Origin of the sequence: Streptomyces sp. NPDC002133, from assembly GCF_040296405.1 — a bacterium.
In the GTDB taxonomy this organism is placed as follows: Bacteria; Actinomycetota; Actinomycetes; order Streptomycetales; family Streptomycetaceae; genus Streptomyces.
This window is the reverse complement of record NZ_JBEOXF010000013.1, coordinates 75,144-89,581: the sequence shown is the minus strand read 5'-3', so window position 1 is coordinate 89,581 and position 14,438 is coordinate 75,144. Positions and strand designations below refer to the sequence as shown.

Sequence of the window (14,438 nt, the reverse complement as noted above, 5' to 3'; positions counted from 1 at the left end):
GAGGACCCTCGCGGCACGCGCAAGTCATCGGTCACCGGCCGGCTCTTGTCGCGGCACCCGCCGCCTGGTTGGGTACGCGCAGCGCGATCGGGCGCGGACGAGGTTGATGCCGAGGGGTGGCGCGTGGAGTCGACGAGCGGGCAGAAGCGGGGCGTACGGGAGCGAGGCGTGCTGCCCGAGGGACTCGGCGACGCGATACACGGCACCGCTGAGGAGATCGCGGCGCTGCTGCGCGGTGTCACCGACACGGGCGTGCCCGTCCCCGGGTCGCAGTGGAGTCTCGGGGAGGCGGCGGCGCATCTGGCACAGGCCAACGAGTTGATGGCCGACCTGGCGGCCGGAACCGAACGCGGCTACGGGGACGGCACGCCGCAGAGCCTGGCCGCGGCCAACGAGCAGGCGCTCGCCGCGTTCGACGAACGCGGGGCCGACCCGCTGGCGGACATGATCGTGGCGCAGGCGGAGGCCTTCCTCGCCGCCTCCCTCAAGACGGCGGAGCAGGGGTCCGCCGCGGCGACCCCGCTCACGCCGCTGGGTCCGATGGGCCTGGCCGAGCTGGGTTCGTATCTGCTCACGCACATGCTCGGGCACGGCTACGACCTCGCCCGCGCGCTGGGCCGTCCACACATGATCGACCGCACCCGGGTCGAGCTGACCCTGCCCTTCCTGATCACGGCCATGCCGCGGGTCGTCAACTCCGCCGCCACCACCGGGCTCAATGCCCGCTACTCGGTCCGTCTGCGGGGCGGTGCCGGCATCGGTGTCACGTTCACGGACGGCGAGGTCGCCGTGGGCACGCAGGCGCCGGGCCGCCCGGACTGCACGATCCTGATCGAGCCCGTCACGTTCCTGCTCATGGCGCTCGGCCGCTGCGCACCGTGGGGCGCCATGGCCCGGGGCCGTGTCCTCGCCTGGGGCCGCAAGCCCTGGCTCGCCCCCCGTTTCCCGACGCTCTTCACGGCGCCCTGAGCTCGTCTCGGGGCACCCTTGTTTGCGTACAGACGCAATAAAGGGCACCGCCACCGCGCGGTCGGCCCCGTCCGCATCCCACGATGTGAATTGCGCTTCCGTGCAAGGCTCGTGACGGGCCGCCCGCACGCCCCACAGGCACGCAGGCACGGGACCCCGAGCAAAGCAGGACGTGGTGTCAGCCGAGCCGCCGGACGGGTGAGCCCGCGAGGAAGGCCTGGATGTCCTCGACGGCGTGGCCGTAGTACGTCCGGTAGTTGTCACGGGTCACATAGCCGAGGTGCGGCGTCGCGAGCAGCCGCGGCGCCGTGCGCATCGGGTGGTCGGCCGGGAGCGGCTCGATGTCGAACACGTCCACGCCCGCGCCCGCGATCGTGCCGTCCCGCAGCGCGGCGAGCAGCGCGTCCTGGTCGACGATGGCCGCCCGGGACGTGTTGATCAGATAGCCGGTCGGCCGCATCAGACCGAGCTCCGCGGCGCCGAGCAGACCGCGCGTACGGTCGCTGAGGGCCAGATGCACGGAGACGAAGTCGCTGGTCTCCAGCAGCTCCTCCTTGGAGGCGGCGAGACCGGTGCCGACCTCGTCGGCGCGCTCCTTGGTGAGGTTCTGGCTCCAGGCCACGACGTCCATGCCGAAGGCGAGCCCGATCTGCGCGACCCGGCCGCCGATCTTCCCGAGGCCGAGCAGACCGAGCCGCCTGCCGTGCAGATCGGCGCCGAGGGTGGACTGCCACGGCCCGCCGCTGCGCAGTGCGGTGGACTCGGCCACGATCCCGCGGGCGAGGCCGAGGAGAAGCGCCCAGGTCATCTCGACGGGCGGGACGGAGGAGCTGGCGGTGCCGCACACGGTGACGCCGTGCCGCTCCGCAGCGGCGAAGTCGATGACGGAGTTGCGCATGCCGGACGCGACGAGCAGCTTGAGCCGGGGCAGCCGGGCGAACACCGTGGCCGGGAACGGAACGCGTTCGCGCAGGGTGACGGCGATGTCGAAGTCGGCGAGCACGGCGACGAGTTCGTCCTCGGAGCCGCAGTGCTCCGGGAAGGTGACGACGTCCACGTCGTCGGTGACGGGGGACCAGTCGACGACGGTGGTCGCGACGGACTGGAAGTCGTCGAGCACGGCGCAGCGAAGTCTCATGTCGGCGCTCTCCTCGGTTGGTGCCGTTGGTGCCGTTGGTGACTCGGCGTGAGTCGCCGGCAGATCGTTGGTGGGTCGCCGGGTGGCGGGGCGCTCGTGTCGCTCGTGTCGGTGACGGCCGGACACCGGCAACGTACCTGTGCCGGGGAACCCGGCCCGCGGAGCCACCCGTCGGAGGAGCGCGAACGACTGTCAGAGCTGGGCCGCGATCGTCGGGCTGGCCGTCGGGGCGAATGCCGCCGTCGTGTTCGTCGGGTACGACCGATCGCCGGAGGCCAAGTACCCGGTCGCCGTCACGGCGGCGGCTGGGTCCTCGGCAACGCCGGCACTCATGACCGTCCGGGTCGGCGCGGACGCCCTGATCATCAGCGAGAAGATCCACCGGGTCGCGGCCGCACTCGGCGGCGCCGGGCTGATACTCGCGATCGGCGCGACCGGCGACGTCTCCGCGTTCCGCCTCCAGAACCGCGGCATCGACTGGAACGTCGTCTTCCTGCTGCTCGGCATGATGGTGATCGTCGGCGTGCTCAGAAGACCGGCATGTTCGAGTACCTGGCCCTCTCGGCGGTCGAACGGGCCGGGGCCGAGCCCTTCCGGGTGACGACGCCACCGACCCGGCCCGCAGACACCGACGGGCGGGACACCGGCCTGCGGGACGCTGACCCGTACCGGCTTCCTGCCGGGCGCGGTGCCGTCGTACGCCGTGGAACGCCCGGCATGCTGAGCGGATGAGTCATCGCAGCCCCGAACCGGCGGCATCGACGGCCCGGGACTACTCCGGCGCGGTCTACGGTTCGCTCCTCGCCGCCTCGGTGATCGCCACGGCGGGAACGCTGGGCGCCTTCCCCCGGCTCCAGCTCGTGGTCATGCTGCTCACCACCGGCGTGATCTTCTGGATCACGCACGTCTACGCCCGCCTCGTGGGCGACCGGCTGGCGCATCAGACGCTGTCGTGGGAGGTGGTCCGCCACGAGGCACGCAGGGAATGGCCGATCGTCCAGGCCGCCGTCCCGCCGGCCGCCGCCGTGGCGGTGAGCCCGGCCCTCGGACTCGGCGAGGGCGACACCGCATGGCTGGCGCTCGGCGTCGCCCTCGCCGAGCAGGTCGTCTGGGCCACCGTCCCCCTGGTCAGAGCCGGTGCCCCGCGCCGCCTGATCGTCGTCACCGGTGTGGTCATCCTCCTTCTGGGACTGGTCATCGTGGGCACGAAGGCCCTGCTCAAGCACTGACCCGCGGCGCCGATGCGCCGGGGTCACAATGGGGAGGAGGGGGACTCTGCCGCTGCGGAGAGGCGGGATGCCAGTGCCGTACGTAGCCGTGACCGCCCTGAGCGATGTCGGGCTGATCCGCGACCACAACGAGGACAGCCTCGTCGTCGGGCCGTGGACCCTCTGCGGCACCGTGACCGAGAATCCCCAGACGCTTCTGTTCCCTATGGGCACCCCCCTGGTCGTCGCGGTCGCCGACGGCCTCGGCGGGCAGCCCGCCGGGGAGGTGGCGAGCGGGCTCGTCGTCCGCCACCTCGCCTCGCTCGGGCCCTCGCTGGAGGACGAGGAAGCCGTCCGTGAGATTCTGGCCCTCTGCAATCAGTCGGTGTACGCGGCCGCGGACCGCGATCCGGCACTGGTCACCATGGGGACCACGGTCGCCGGAGCCGTCGTGCTGGAGAAGTCGCTGGTGACGTTCAACGTCGGCGACAGCAAGGTCTACGGCATGGCCGACGAAGGGCTCCGCCAGGTGAGCGTCGACGACAGCCCGCCACCGCCACCCGGACGGCGCACCACCTCCGCCGTCACCCAGACGCTCGGCGGCGGCCCCGTCTTCACCGCCGTCACGCCCCATGTCGCGGTCTCCGCGATGTCCGCGGGCGACCGCTGTCTGGTGTGCACGGACGGACTCACCGACCCGGTGCCGGACGACGAGGTCGAGAGCCTGCTGCGGGTGCACGACGACGGCAGGGCCGCGTTCGAACTCTGGAAGGCCGCCATGGAGGCCGGGGGCCCCGACAACATCACGCTCGCGCTGGTCCGCATCGGCGAATAGCGCCGGACACGGGGCGGGCGGCCCCGCTGCCGACGGAGTCCGGAGGTTTGGCTGTGGTGTGGCCGGAGGTTCCGGCTGCGCCTGGCGTGCGAGGCGGGAATGCTGAGGGGAGCAGCGAGGAAGCGTCACGGCGTCCGCACAGTCGGGCAGGAAGGAGCAGGCGATGGAGCCTTTCCCGCCGATGCCGCTCGCCGAGTGGCGGGACACGAAGGAGACGCTGCACCGCTTCGCGCAGGTCGTCGGAAAGATCCGCCTGGCCGCGAGTGACCGGCGCAACCACTGGTGGAACGTTCCGTTCCATCTCACCGGGCGCGGCATCACCACCCGCCCGACGGGCCACGTCGACGGCAATCCGATCTTCACCATGGACTTCGACTTCGTCGGCCACCAGCTGATCGTCGCGACGCTGGACGGCCGGGCGGTCTCGTTCCCGCTCTTCGGCCAGTCCGTGGCGTCCTTCCACCGCACGACCCTGGACTCGCTGGCCGCACTGGGCGTCGCCGTGGACATCGACATTCCGCGGCCGTTCGACCTGCCCGACGCCGCCCGCCCCTTCTCCGAGGACACCGAGCACGCGACCTACGATCCCGTGCAGGCCAACCGCTACTGGCAGGTCCTCAGCCAAGTGGCATCGGTACTCGAGGAGTTCGCGGCCCGGTTCTCGGGCAAGGCCAGCCCGGTCCATCACTTCTGGCACACCTTCGACATCGCCCACACGCGGTTCTCCGGGCGTCGGGTCGACCAGCCGCGGCAGGTCGACCCCGTGACGCGGGAGGCGTACTCCCGCGAGGTGATCAGCTTCGGCTTCTGGTTCGGCGACGAGACCTTCCCCGAGCCCGCGTTCTACTCCTACACGGCTCCCGAGCCCGCCGGTCTGACCGCGGAGCCGCTGACACCCGCGTCCGCGCGCTGGGTTCCGCGGGGGGACAGCCATCTGGCCGTGCTGCGGTACGACGACGCCCGCGCCGAGTCCGATCCCCGTACCGCCGTGCTCGACTTCTACGACGGCGCGTACCGGGCCGGAGCCACACGCGCCGGCTGGGACATCGACGAATTCGCGTGCCCCGGCGGAATCACAGACCCCCACCTGCCGCTGCCACCGATCTGATCGCGCTTCAGTGCAGGTACGCCTCCCAGTCCGCGGGAACCCTGCCCTGGGGGCCCGGGGTCGGCTGGGAGGCCGGGTGGGAGTCGGGGCCGGCCAGCTGCGGCCCCTCGTAGTACTCGCCGGTCTCGATGTTCCAGAACCAGTCCTCGTCCGGCTCGAAGCTGGTCAGGAACGGGTGCCCCGACGCGCGCGCGTGCTTCGTGCCGTGCTGCCCCGGCGAGGAGTCGCAGCATCCGATGTGCCCGCACGCGGCGCAGCGCCGCAGGTGCAGCCACCACCCCGGCCCTTCGCCCGCCAGGCACTCGGCGCAGCCGTCCCCGCTGGGTGTCGCAGTGGGATCGATGCCCGGGATCTGGTCGTGTGCCATGTCCTCAGTCCTCCGCTCGCAGGGTGACGGGCGCCTCGGTACGGTCCCCGAGGAACTCGTACCACCGGCGCTGCAGGCAGACGTAGCGCGTATCGGCCTCGACGAGCCGCAGGAAGGCCTCGACGGTCTCTGCCAGCCGCTGCTGCAGCCCGGAGTCGGTGAGCAACCCGTCGTCGGTGAAGCCCTGATGGGCCATGCCAAGGCTGAACATGTCCGGGTAGACGCGGGTGCCGAGGTGCTCCAGAGGCACCCTCAGCGCCCACAGGCCCCGGTTCCCGCCCACCATGGACGGCGATGCGGAGACAAGCATCGCGTGCTTGTCCTTGAACGGCTGCGGCTGGACCCGGGAGACCCAGTCGATGGCGTTCTTCAGCACGCCGGGCACGGAGGCGTTGTACTCGGGGGACGAGATCACGAAAGCCTCGCACTCCTCGAGCCGCCCGCGCAGCGCGAGGGCGCCGGCCGGCACCCCTTCGGCGGCCTCCGCATCGCCGTCGTACAGCGGCATCTCGAACTCGCGCATGGTGGCGAGGTCGGCGGTGGCGCCGCTGTCGGCGATCAGACGCGCGACGAGGGCGGCGAGGCGTGCGTTGGTGGAATCGGCCCGCATCGCCGCGCCGAAGACGAGCACTCGCAGGGGACCGGCTGGGGATTCCGTGGGCATGGCTGACGTCCTTCCGATGTACCGACACGGACCAGTCTGGTCCGGGCGTGGCCACCCCGCGATCGGACCGGGCACCCGGCGCCCGGTCCGCGTGTCCCGTGCGGCGAGGAGGACGGTGTCCGTGGCCGGCCCGATGCCGACGGACGTCACGGACACCTTCGCCCCGCTCCGCGGGGCCCGCGCGCCCGCATCCGCGACCGGGCGGCTCCGGCGGCCCCTACCGCCCGGCGGAACCGCTCATGGCCCGCAAGGTCCGCTCCTCGATCACCAAGGACCCGCGCGATCTCGAACGCACGCTTCCGCAGCACTGAGCGTCACCGTGTGGCGCGGCCGTCCCGACACGCGCCGTCCCCCCACGCGCCGTCCCGGATGCGCCGTCCCACACTCGCCGTCGCTCCGGCACTACGCTCCCGGCGACGACCGGCCGCGTCCCCGGAGGCTCCGATGGCATCCCCCGACTCCCCGCGCCCCGCCGACCTGCGCTACGACGACCTGCGCGCGATGTTCATCAACTGCACGCTGAAACGCTCGCCCGAGGTCAGCAACACCCAAGGGCTGATCGACAGGAGCCGCGCCGTCATGGAGGCGGGCGGCGTCGCCACCGAGCTCGTGCGGGCCGTCGATCACGACATCGCGACCGGCGTGTGGCCGGACATGACCGAGCACGGCTGGGAGAACGACGACTGGCCCGCGCTGTACGAGCGGGTCATGGCGGCCGACATTCTGGTGCTGGCGGGGCCGATCTGGCTCGGGGACAACAGCTCGGTGATGAAGCAGGTGATCGAGCGGCTGTACGCATGCTCGTCACTGCTCAACGACCGCGGGCAGTACGCGTATTACGGGCGCGCCGGCGGTTGCCTGATCACCGGCAACGAGGACGGCGTGAAGCACTGCGCGATGAACGTCCTCTACAGCCTCCAGCACCTCGGCTACACCGTCCCCCCGCAGGCCGACGCCGGCTGGATCGGGGAGGCGGGGCCCGGGCCCTCGTATCTCGACCCCGGTTCCGGCGGGCCGGAGAACGACTTCACCAACCGCAACACCACCTTCATGACCTGGAACCTGATGCACGTGGCCGCCCTGCTCAAGCGCGCGGGCGGCATCCCCGCGCACGGCAACCAGCGCTCGGAGTGGGACGCGGGCTGCCGCTTCGACTTCCCGAACCCCGAGCACCGCTGAAGCGCGGGCGGCGGGCGGGCGGTGCACGGGCATCGCACCATGAAGGTATGGACGACGTCCGCCGCGGGGAGAGCCTCGCGGAGATCAGTGCACCCGGGCACCTCGCGAACCCCGGCGAGGGCATCAGCGAGGAGGAGCTGGCGCTCGCGGCCCGCAACCACGGCATGCCGCTGGAGGCCCTGCGCTACGGCGTGACGCCACCCGGGCTGCACTACGTCCTCGTCCACTACGACATCCCCGCCGCCGAGGCCGCCGAGTGGCGGCTCACCGTGCGGGGGCGGGTGCGCGCGCCGCTGGCACTCGGCCTGGAGGCGCTCAGGTCGTACGAGCCGGTCACCCAGCGCGTCACGATGGAGTGCGCCGGCAACGGCAGGGCCCGGCTCAGCCCGCGCCCCGTGAGCCAGCCGTGGCTCGTCGAGGCGGTGGGGACGGCGGAGTGGACCGGAGTGCCGCTGCGGGCACTCCTGGCCGACGCCGGCGTGGAGCCGGACGCCGTCGAGGCGGTCTTCACGGGCGCCGATCACGGGGTCGAGCGCGGAGTCGAGCAGGACTACCGGCGCAGCCTGCCCCTGCCGGTGGCCGCGGGCCCCGACCCCGAGGTGCTGGTCGCGTACGAGATGAACGGCGCACCCCTGCCGCCGCAGCACGGGTATCCGCTACGGCTGGTCGTACCCGGCTGGTACGGCATGGCGAACGTGAAGTGGCTGTGCGACATCAGCCTCACCGCCACCCCCTTCACCGGCTTCCAGCAGTCGGTCGCCTACCGCTACAAGCAGTCCCCCGACGACCCGGGCGAACCCGTCACCCTGATCGCACCCCGCGCCCTGATGCTCCCGCCCGGCTTCCCGGACTTCATGTCCCGGACCCGCGCCGTGCGCCCCGGCCGGATGGGACTGGAGGGCAGGGCATGGTCCGGGCACGCCCCGGTCGTCCGGGTCGAGGTCAGCACCGACGACGGCCGCACCTGGCACGACGCCCCCCTGGACCCGCCGGAAGGCCACCCCTGGGCCTGGCTCCACTGGCACACGGCCTGGACGGCCACCCCCGGCACCCATGTGCTCACCGTCCGCGCCACCGACGCCGAAGGCCGTACGCAGCCCCTCGACCAGCACTGGAACCGCGGCGGCTTCGGCAACAACCTCGTCCAGCGGATCCCCGTGGTGTGCCTGGAGGAGGACGGCTGAGCCCGCGAGCCCCGCGGCCGCCGGCACGCGCCCCCTCAGGGCACAATCGTCGATGCCCCGACCCGTCCCTCCGTCCCGCACGCTCGAAGAACTCGAGGACAACCGCCGGCCACCGCCCGCGCCCGGGGGCTCCACCGGCCTCGTCCTGGCCGTGCACGCCTTGCGCAAGCGGCCGGTCGGCTCACTGACCGTGGACGAGCTGGTGCGGCTCATCGGACAGGACCTCGGGCTGCTCTTCCTGATGCCCGTCGCGCTCAAGATCCTTCGGGACACACTGCCCGCGCAGCACGCGGGCGGCTGGTACGACGACGACCTGCTGACCGTGGCGCTGACGAGGAGCCCGGCGGCCTGGACGGCGGATCCGGAATGCTCACGCGAACTGCTGGCACTCGTCGGCGACTTGCGCCGGCCGTTGCCGTCGTACGTGCGGCGCGGCATCGAGCACTTCCTCGCGTCCCTGCCCCCGGAGGTCTCCGCTCGCTGACCGCCGGTGTCGCCCGCCGTGATCGGGCCGGCCTCTCACCGCCACCACGTGGTGCGGCCCCGAGTTGCGAAGCCGCCCGCCATGGGGTTGGTTCGAAGGAGAACCCCTGTTGGGGGTGAGCCATTGTGCTGTTCACCGATCGTGAGGACGCGGGGCGGCGCCTCGCGGATGTGCTGAAGCACCTGCGGGGGGCGGATCCCGTGGTGCTCGGGTTGCCGCGGGGTGGGGTGCCGGTGGCGTTCCAGGTGGCGCGGGAGCTGGGAGCGCCGCTGGATGTGATCGTCGTACGGAAGCTGGGAGTGCCGTACCACCGGGAGCTCGGGTTCGGGGCGATCGGGGAGGGCGGAGTGCGGGTCATCAGTGACGACATCGTGCGTCGCGGGCGTGTCTCCCGCGCGGACGTCGAGTCGGTGGAGCAGGTCGAGCAGGCCGAACTCGCCCGGCAGGCCCGTCAGTTCAGGGCCGGTCGGGAGCGGGTCGACATCGCCGGGCGAACCGTGATCGTCGTGGACGACGGGATCGCCACCGGGTCGACGGCCGCCGCGGCGTGCGAGGTCGTCCGGGCGCAGGGCGCGGCCAGGGTGGTGCTGGCCGCGCCCGTGGCACCGCCTGACGCCGTGGCATGGCTGCGCACGGAGGCGGACGAGGTCGTGTGCCTGTCGACGCCGCGCGCGTTCTCGGCGGTCGGGGAGTGGTACCGGGACTTCTCGCAGACCCCCGACGAGGAGGTCGTCGCGCTGCTGGAGCGGGCCGCGAAGACCGCACCGCCCGCCCCCACGAAGACCGAGGAGGTCGAGGTGGACGCGGGAGGGGTCCGGCTCGCCGGGGAACTCACGCTGCCGGACGGGGCCGCGGCCGCGGTGATGTTCGCCCACGGCTCCGGCAGCAGCCGCCACAGCCCGCGCAACCGCTCGGTCGCCGCCGCCCTGAACCGGGCCGGCCTCGGCACGCTGCTCTTCGACCTGCTCACGGAGGCCGAGGGCGCCGACCGGGCGAACGTCTTCGACATCGAGATCCTCGCCCGCAGACTCGCGGGTGCCACGCACTGGCTGCGCACCCGGACGCCCGTCCCGATCGGGTACTTCGGGGCGTCGACCGGGGCCGCGGCGGCGCTGTGGGCGGCGTCGACCGCCGGTACGGACGTCGGCGCCGTCGTGTCGCGCGGCGGCCGCCCGGACCTGGCCGGGCCCCGGCTTCCCGGCGTCCGCGCGCCGACGCTGCTCATCGTCGGCGGCCGTGACACGACGGTGCTCGACCTCAACCGCCAGGCCCAGGCGGCGCTTCGCTGCGGGAACCGCCTGGAGGTCGTCCCCGGCGCGACACACCTCTTCGAGGAGCCGGGCGCACTCGACGAGGTCTCGGCGCTCGCCCGGGACTGGTTCACGCTGTATCTGACCCCGCAGGAGCCATAGGGCCTGCAGAGCCTGCAGGCCTGGCGAGGAAATCAGAAGCCGATCGCCCCGCCGCCCCAGGGCGATCGGCTTCTGTCCGGCTCATTGACACCCGGCCGTGCCGACCTGACACTCATACGCCCGGAAGAGTGAATTCAAGTTCACATGGCGAACGGATTCAGGGGTGACCCCATCGCCCCACGCCTTGCCCTTCCGCACAGTGCTCCCCGTCCTCGCCCTCTGCCGGCTCGCCGTCTTCTTCGACGGCATGGACGTCAACATCCACGGCGCCGTCATGCCGCACATGCTCGACGAGACCGGCCTCGGCCCCACGCCCTCGTCCGCGGGCACCATCGGCAGCTGGACCACCTTCGGCATGCTCATCGGCGCGCTGACCGCAGGGAACATGACCGACTGGCTCGGCCGCCGACCCTTGCTCGTCGCGAGCGTCACGCTCTTCTCGCTCGGCTCCGCGCTCTGCGCCGGCACCAGCGAGATCGCTGCGGCGCCGAGCAGCCCGGCCAGGGCGAAGGCGGTGAAGCCCCAGCCCTCGTTGCCGTTCGCGGCGAGGACGCCGCCGAGCCAGGGGCCGACGACCGCGCCGGTGCGTCCGACGCCGGTCACCCGGCCCGGACCCGCGGCGCGTTCGCTGCTGCGGCAGACGGTGTTCGTGGCGGCGTACACCATCACCTGCGCGCTGAAGAGCCGGATGCCGGTGACGGCGACGACGACGACGTACGTGATGCCGAGCGGCAGATGTGCCGGCTCGTGTCAGCCGGGGAGCGGCAGACCCGTGTAGTTCTCCGCCAGTTCGGCCGCCGCGTGCGGCGACGCCGCCACCCGCTCCAGCTGCGACAACTGCAGCCGCGTCTCGAACGCCGACTGCGCCGGGTCGACATGCAGCGTCGTCGTCATGAGGTCCGGGCGCCGAGCGCGTCCGCGATGTCGAGGACGAGCCGGCCGAGGTCGGCGACGGTCGCGCCGGCGGGCAGCAGGCCGGCCGCGGAGGCCCCGTGGCCGGGGAGGTCCCAGCGGATGACGCGGTGGTCCCGGGCGAGGTCGGGGACCTGGGCGTCCCAGACGGAGAGGGAGGTCCCGAGGGACGGCCCGAGGATGAGCGAGGGCGCGTCGGTGTCCTGATCCGGGTGCGGGCCGGTGGGTGCACCTGCCGGGCCGTCGACGCGGTGATGGAGCAAGGAGGTCACGCGGCGTCGTCCCCCTGGTTCCGTGGGCCGTCGTCCCGTGCGGAGGGACGGGTGGGCGAAGTACCACCCACCGGGCCCCGGACGCGCGACAAGGCCCGGTCGACCAGGGCTGGGGCGCGGCCCAGGTACCGGCACGGGTCGGCGAGGGGGCCGAGGTCCGGCAGCTCCTCGTTCCGGGCGAGGACGTGGAACACATCCGCACCCTCCTGTGCCGCGCGGCGCGACGCCTCCGCCACCGTGCGGAGCGCCTCCTCCCGCCCCAGGCTCGGCGCCAGCGCCGCCGCCACGCGCTCCGTCAGCATCAGCCCGCCCGTCAGCTCGAGGTTCGCCCGCATCCGGTCGGGCCGGACGACCAGCCCCGCACACAGCTCCACCGCCGCCGCGGCCGCGCCGCCCGTCAACCGGAGTGCCTCCCTCAGCGGTTGCCACTCCGCGTGCCACGCCCCGGCCGGGCGTTCGTCCTCGGCGGCCAGTGAGCCGAGGAGGACCGCGGCCGACGCCGGCACCTGACGGGCCGCGGACGCGATCAGCGTCGCCCGCACGGGGTTGCTCTTGTGCGGCATGGCGGACGAGCCGCCCCCTGCGCCCTCCGCCAGCTCGCCGATCTCGGTACGCGACAGGACCAGCACGTCCGCCGCGATCTTCCCCAGCGCACCCGCGCAGAACGCCAGCGCGGCGCCCAGGTCGGCGACCGGCGTGCGCAGCACATGCCACGGCAACTGCGGTTCTGCCAGCCCGAGTTCGCGGGCGTAGGCACCCACGGGAGCCGGCCCCGCGCCCCCGAACGCCGCCAGCGTCCCCGCCGCGCCCCCGAGCTGCGCGGGCAGCGACGCCCGCACCCGCACCAGCCGCTCGTGCGCGTCCAGCACGAGGGACCGCCAGCCCGCCGCCTTCAGTCCGAAGGTGGTGGGGACGGCGTGCTGGGTGAGGGTGCGGGCGGGCATCGGGGTGGCGCGGTGCTCCGCGGCGAGAGGGCCCAGGGCGTCGACGGTCCGCTCCAGGTCGCCGAGGACCAGGTCCAGCGCCCGGGCGGCCACCAGCATGAGGCCGGTGTCCAGGATGTCCTGGCTGGTGGCGCCCCGGTGCACGAACTCCGCGTGCGCCGCGTCCACTTCGGCCACCGCCGCGGTGAGGTCGGCGACCAGCGGGATCACGGGATTGCCCCCGGCCCGCGCGCGCAGCGCGAGGGACCGCGCATCGAACCGGCCGGAGGCCCGCGCCACCGCGGTGACCGTCCCACCCGCCGCCGCGTCCTGGACCCGCGCCAGCGCGGCCTCGGCGTCCAGCAGGGCCCGGAGGAACGCCCGGTCGCCCGTGGCGGCCTCCACGGGGGTGCCCGCCCACACCGGAGCGAGCAGCCCGACGTCATCCACGGAGGTCACGGACGCCACGGAAGTCGCCGAAGTCGTGGAAGTCGAAGAAGACCGTCTCCTTCTCCCCCTGCAGATGAATGTCGAAACGGTACGTCCGCTCCCCGTCCGGCACGGCGATCAGGGTGGACCTGCGCTCCTCCGGAACCGCCGCCGGCAGCGCATCCGCGCCCGCGTCACCCACGTACGCCCGCGTGAACAGGTGGTGCATCAGCCCTCGCGCGAACACACACACCGAGAGGTACGGCGCCGCAGCCCGCGGTGGGAGCGTCCGCACCACCCAGCGCCCGTCCGCGTCGGTCGCCACCCGCCCGAACCCGGTGAAGTCGACGCCGTTGCGGCGCAGCGAACCGGGACGCCCGGCCGGCTGCCAGAGTTCCAGCAGCGCGTCCGGCACCGCATCGCCGTTCCCGTCGCGCACGTAACCGTGCACGGTGACGGTGTCGGGGTGCCCGGCGGGGGCGATGTCCCCGCCCCCGGCGAACGGCAGGGCGTACCCGTAGAAGGGGCCCACGGTCTGAGAGGGAGTGGGAGCGGGCATCACAGGCTCTCCTCGGGGTCCGGAAGCATCGCCGCCGGGCCGTCGAGCACGATGTCCCAGCGGTAGCCGAGGGACCACTCGGGCTGCGAAAGCCCGTGGTCGTACGCGGCGACGAGCCGGGCCCGTGCCGCCGGGTCGGTGACCGACTGGAGGATCGGGTCGTACGGGAAGAGCGGGTCTCCCGGGAAGTACATCTGCGTCACCAGGCGCTGTGTGAACGCGGTCCCGAAGAGGGAGAAGTGGATGTGCGCGGGGCGCCAGGCGCCCACGTGGTTGCGCCACGGATAGGCCCCGGGCCTGATCGTCGTGAACGCGTACCGCCCTTCGTCGTCCGTCAGGCAGCGGCCCACACCCGTGAAGTTCGGGTCCAGGGGCGCCGGGTGCCGGTCGCGCCGATGGGCGTACCGGCCCGAGGCGTTGGCCTGCCAGATCTCGACGAGCTGGCCGCGCACGGGCCGTCCCGCCCGGTCCAGCACGCGGCCGGTGACCGTGATGCGCTCGCCGAGCGGCTCGCCCGCGTGCTGCCGGGTCAGATCCGCGTCGAGCTCGCTCACGTCGGCGGCGCCGAAGACCGGGCCGTACAGCTCGGCCGCCTCCGGGTCGTCGGCCACGGCGACGAGCGGCTGCCGGGGATGGCGCAGGATGCTGCTGCGGTACGGGGCGAAGTCGCGGGCCGGGTGGTACGGCGGGGACGCGGTGCCGTCGGCCGGGGCGGCCTGGTGCGCGGCCGCGATCTCGGTGCTGATCTGCTCCTGGCTGGGGATCGCCGGGGTCACGCGCGTGATCGGGCCCATC

General features: G+C 73.1%; 17 protein-coding genes and 1 pseudogene. 10 read left to right on the top strand and 8 right to left on the bottom strand.

Annotated elements, in window-relative coordinates; translation table 11 throughout:
* Nucleotides 1–123 precede the first annotated feature (123 nt).
* On the top strand, nt 124–969 hold the full coding sequence (locus ABT078_RS16415) for a maleylpyruvate isomerase family mycothiol-dependent enzyme (RefSeq protein WP_351228133.1): 846 nt from the start codon (nt 124–126) through the stop codon (nt 967–969).
* A 178-nt stretch (nt 970–1,147) separates the two neighbouring features.
* Here the strand turns inward: ABT078_RS16415 and ABT078_RS16410 are convergent, their stop codons facing one another.
* Nucleotides 1,148–2,107: a D-2-hydroxyacid dehydrogenase family protein gene (locus ABT078_RS16410; protein ID WP_351228131.1), complete on the bottom strand. Its 960-nt coding sequence runs from the start codon at nt 2,105–2,107 to the stop codon at nt 1,148–1,150.
* Between the two features lie 331 nt (nt 2,108–2,438).
* On the opposite strand from ABT078_RS16410, the gene ABT078_RS16405 reads away from it, so the two are divergent.
* The 4 genes from ABT078_RS16405 to ABT078_RS16390 all read left to right on the top strand — a co-directional run bounded on the left by ABT078_RS16405 (nt 2,439) and on the right by ABT078_RS16390 (nt 5,258).
* Nucleotides 2,439–2,708: an SLC13 family permease gene (locus ABT078_RS16405; protein ID WP_351228234.1), complete on the top strand. Its 270-nt coding sequence runs from the start codon at nt 2,439–2,441 to the stop codon at nt 2,706–2,708.
* 127 nt (nt 2,709–2,835) lie between these two features.
* On the top strand, nt 2,836–3,336 hold the full coding sequence (locus tag ABT078_RS16400; protein WP_351228129.1) for a hypothetical protein: 501 nt from the start codon (nt 2,836–2,838) through the stop codon (nt 3,334–3,336).
* 73 nt (nt 3,337–3,409) lie between these two features.
* Nucleotides 3,410–4,150 (top strand): PP2C family protein-serine/threonine phosphatase, encoded by a 741-nt coding sequence (locus ABT078_RS16395; protein ID WP_351228232.1) that lies wholly within the window; start codon nt 3,410–3,412, stop codon nt 4,148–4,150.
* A 163-nt stretch (nt 4,151–4,313) separates the two neighbouring features.
* Nucleotides 4,314–5,258 carry a DUF5996 family protein gene (locus tag ABT078_RS16390; RefSeq protein WP_351228127.1) on the top strand — a complete coding sequence of 315 codons (945 nt, stop codon included), beginning with the start codon at nt 4,314–4,316 and terminating at the stop codon, nt 5,256–5,258.
* Between the two features lie 7 nt (nt 5,259–5,265).
* On the opposite strand, the gene ABT078_RS16385 is transcribed toward ABT078_RS16390, so the two are convergent.
* The gene (locus ABT078_RS16385; protein ID WP_351228125.1) at nt 5,266–5,625 is read right to left on the bottom strand and encodes a UBP-type zinc finger domain-containing protein; all 360 of its coding nucleotides are present in this window, start codon (nt 5,623–5,625) and stop codon (nt 5,266–5,268) included.
* A 4-nt stretch (nt 5,626–5,629) separates the two neighbouring features.
* Nucleotides 5,630–6,289, bottom strand: coding sequence for an NADPH-dependent FMN reductase (locus ABT078_RS16380; RefSeq protein ID WP_351228123.1), 660 nt, complete (start codon nt 6,287–6,289; stop codon nt 5,630–5,632).
* 444 nt (nt 6,290–6,733) lie between these two features.
* On the opposite strand from ABT078_RS16380, the gene ABT078_RS16375 reads away from it, so the two are divergent.
* The 5 genes from ABT078_RS16375 (at nt 6,734) to ABT078_RS16355 (ending at nt 11,326) form a co-directional block, all read left to right on the top strand.
* Nucleotides 6,734–7,468 carry a flavodoxin family protein gene (locus ABT078_RS16375; protein WP_351228121.1) on the top strand — a complete coding sequence of 245 codons (735 nt, stop codon included), beginning with the start codon at nt 6,734–6,736 and terminating at the stop codon, nt 7,466–7,468.
* 47 nt (nt 7,469–7,515) lie between these two features.
* Nucleotides 7,516–8,652 carry a sulfite oxidase gene (locus ABT078_RS16370; RefSeq protein WP_351228119.1) on the top strand — a complete coding sequence of 379 codons (1,137 nt, stop codon included), beginning with the start codon at nt 7,516–7,518 and terminating at the stop codon, nt 8,650–8,652.
* Nucleotides 8,653–8,704: 52 nt separating this feature from the next.
* Nucleotides 8,705–9,136, top strand: coding sequence for a contact-dependent growth inhibition system immunity protein (locus tag ABT078_RS16365; RefSeq protein WP_351228117.1), 432 nt, complete (start codon nt 8,705–8,707; stop codon nt 9,134–9,136).
* Nucleotides 9,137–9,261: 125 nt separating this feature from the next.
* Nucleotides 9,262–10,548 carry a phosphoribosyltransferase family protein gene (locus ABT078_RS16360; RefSeq protein WP_351228115.1) on the top strand — a complete coding sequence of 429 codons (1,287 nt, stop codon included), beginning with the start codon at nt 9,262–9,264 and terminating at the stop codon, nt 10,546–10,548.
* A gap of 163 nt (nt 10,549–10,711) precedes the next feature.
* Entirely contained in the window at nt 10,712–11,326 is a 615-nt protein-coding gene (locus ABT078_RS16355) for an MFS transporter (RefSeq protein ID WP_351228113.1), read from the top strand.
* On the opposite strand, the pseudogene ABT078_RS16350 reads toward ABT078_RS16355, so the two are convergent.
* From ABT078_RS16350 to pcaH, 5 genes and pseudogenes are all read right to left on the bottom strand, one after another.
* Nucleotides 11,299–11,442, bottom strand: a pseudogene (locus ABT078_RS16350) (4-hydroxybenzoate 3-monooxygenase); the annotation flags it as partial. The gene ABT078_RS16355 and the pseudogene ABT078_RS16350 sit on opposite strands and share 28 nt — an antisense overlap.
* Nucleotides 11,439–11,732, bottom strand: a complete 294-nt coding sequence (locus ABT078_RS16345; RefSeq protein WP_351228111.1) for an alpha/beta hydrolase — start codon at nt 11,730–11,732, stop codon at nt 11,439–11,441. The pseudogene ABT078_RS16350 and the gene ABT078_RS16345, both read right to left, overlap by 4 nt.
* Nucleotides 11,729–13,114 carry a 3-carboxy-cis,cis-muconate cycloisomerase gene (pcaB, locus tag ABT078_RS16340; RefSeq protein ID WP_351228109.1) on the bottom strand — a complete coding sequence of 462 codons (1,386 nt, stop codon included), beginning with the start codon at nt 13,112–13,114 and terminating at the stop codon, nt 11,729–11,731. Before pcaB ends, ABT078_RS16345 begins: the two co-directional genes overlap by 4 nt.
* Nucleotides 13,098–13,643, bottom strand: coding sequence for a protocatechuate 3,4-dioxygenase subunit alpha (pcaG, locus tag ABT078_RS16335; RefSeq protein WP_351228107.1), 546 nt, complete (start codon nt 13,641–13,643; stop codon nt 13,098–13,100). The genes pcaB and pcaG overlap by 17 nt, the downstream gene beginning before the upstream one ends.
* Nucleotides 13,643–14,437 (bottom strand): protocatechuate 3,4-dioxygenase subunit beta, encoded by a 795-nt coding sequence (gene pcaH / locus ABT078_RS16330; RefSeq protein ID WP_351228105.1) that lies wholly within the window; start codon nt 14,435–14,437, stop codon nt 13,643–13,645. Before pcaH ends, pcaG begins: the two co-directional genes overlap by 1 nt.
* Nucleotide 14,438 lies beyond the last annotated feature (1 nt).